Source organism: Cohnella nanjingensis (assembly GCF_014212125.1).
In the GTDB taxonomy this organism is placed as follows: Bacteria; Bacillota; Bacilli; order Paenibacillales; family Paenibacillaceae; genus Cohnella; species Cohnella nanjingensis.
Map to the genome: position 1 here is coordinate 1 of NZ_JACJVP010000009.1, position 1,498 is coordinate 1,498.

1 protein-coding gene and 1 pseudogene are annotated in these 1,498 nt (G+C 51.5%); both read left to right on the plus strand.

The window, feature by feature from the left end; all coding sequences use genetic code 11:
- The first annotated feature begins 15 nt into the window (after positions 1–15).
- Positions 16–1,107, plus strand: coding sequence for a bifunctional 3-deoxy-7-phosphoheptulonate synthase/chorismate mutase (locus H7C19_RS07755; protein ID WP_185142029.1), 1,092 nt, complete (start codon positions 16–18; stop codon positions 1,105–1,107).
- A 25-nt stretch (positions 1,108–1,132) separates the two neighbouring features.
- Positions 1,133–1,498, plus strand: a pseudogene (locus H7C19_RS07760) (4-hydroxybenzoate synthetase); the annotation flags it as partial.

Here is a 1,498-nt window from a genome sequence, read left to right on the forward strand (position 1 = left end):
GAAGGGAGTGCTCGTATGAGTGAAGAATTGCAAAAATTACAATTACAATTGAACGGGATTAACCTAAAATTGCTTCATCTCTTGAGCGAACAGGCGCGTACGGCCGATGAAATCGTTCGGATCAAGGAAAAACAAGGGATATCGGAAGCAGATCCAATTGGCGTCCAGCAAATGGTGAACGAGCTTGCAAGTCATAACCCGGGACCTATCGATAACGATACGGTCATGCGCATATTTATGGAGATCTTCAATGCCTACCCTAAAAAGCAGCAAAACGAGAAAAAGGAACGAAAACTCCTCGTAAGCCGCAGCCACAAGAGCGAGGATACGATCATCCGGGTCAAACATGCCGAATTCGGCGGCACCTCGCACGTGACGATCGCGGGTCCCTGCTCGATCGAATCGCGAGAACAGCTTCTGACGGTAGCGGCCGCTTTGAAGAATGCCGGCGTTACCGTCCTGCGCGGCGGCGCGTTCAAGCCGAGAACATCTCCATACGAATTTCAGGGGCTTGGCGTGGAAGGTTTGAAAATCATGAAGGAAGCGGCCGACGAAATCGGTATGGTGAGCATCAGCGAAATCATGAGCCCTTCACAAATCGATACGGCAGCCCGCTATGTCGATATCTTTCAGATCGGCGCCCGCAACATGCAGAACTTCGAATTGCTGAAAGCCGTCGGCCAAAGCGGAAAACCCGTTCTTCTGAAGCGAGGCCTCTCCGCCACCCTGGAGGAGTTCATTCTTGCGGCAGAATATATCCTGTATAACGGGAATAACCAGGTCATGCTGATCGAGCGCGGAATACGTACTTTTGAAAAATGGACAAGAAACACGCTCGATATTTCTGCCGTTCCGCTGCTGAAACAGGAGACGCATCTCCCGGTGCTCGTGGATGTCAGTCATTCGGCCGGCCGTAAAGATATTCTGCTGTCTTGCGCGAAGGCCGCGCTTGCCGCGGGCGCCGACGGGATCATGGTCGAGGTGCACCCGAATCCGCAGGCTGCCCTTTCCGATGCGAAGCAGCAGCTCAATATCGATGAGTTTGATACGTTCTGGAAGGGACTCCGTCATTCGGGCTTGTTTAAATCGACAAAGCCGCACGAGTAGACATTCGCTAACGGGGGGAGAGGGTATGACGGATATAAACGCGTTCGACATGGATTCGCATGCTGCAGGAAGGGCGCTCGATTTATTGCATGGGTTGATATTTAAAATATTGCTGGCGACGGACGGACGAACAACGGATGTACTGGAAGCTCTGTTGGACGAAAAAATGAAAGTTCACGTCATTCGTCAAGAGCAAATGCAACAAGAACATGCCGAACGATTGGGCGAGTCCTCCGGCGCTCCTTATTATATGAGAGAATCTCTGTTGCTGAGCGAAAAGAGCCGCTTTCTGGTCTCTCACAATTTCTCGCTCGTATACGCGAAGCATGTGCCTCCTTCTTTGTACGAGAAGATCGTGCGCCGAGAGGAGGGGATTGGAAAAGCAATCAGC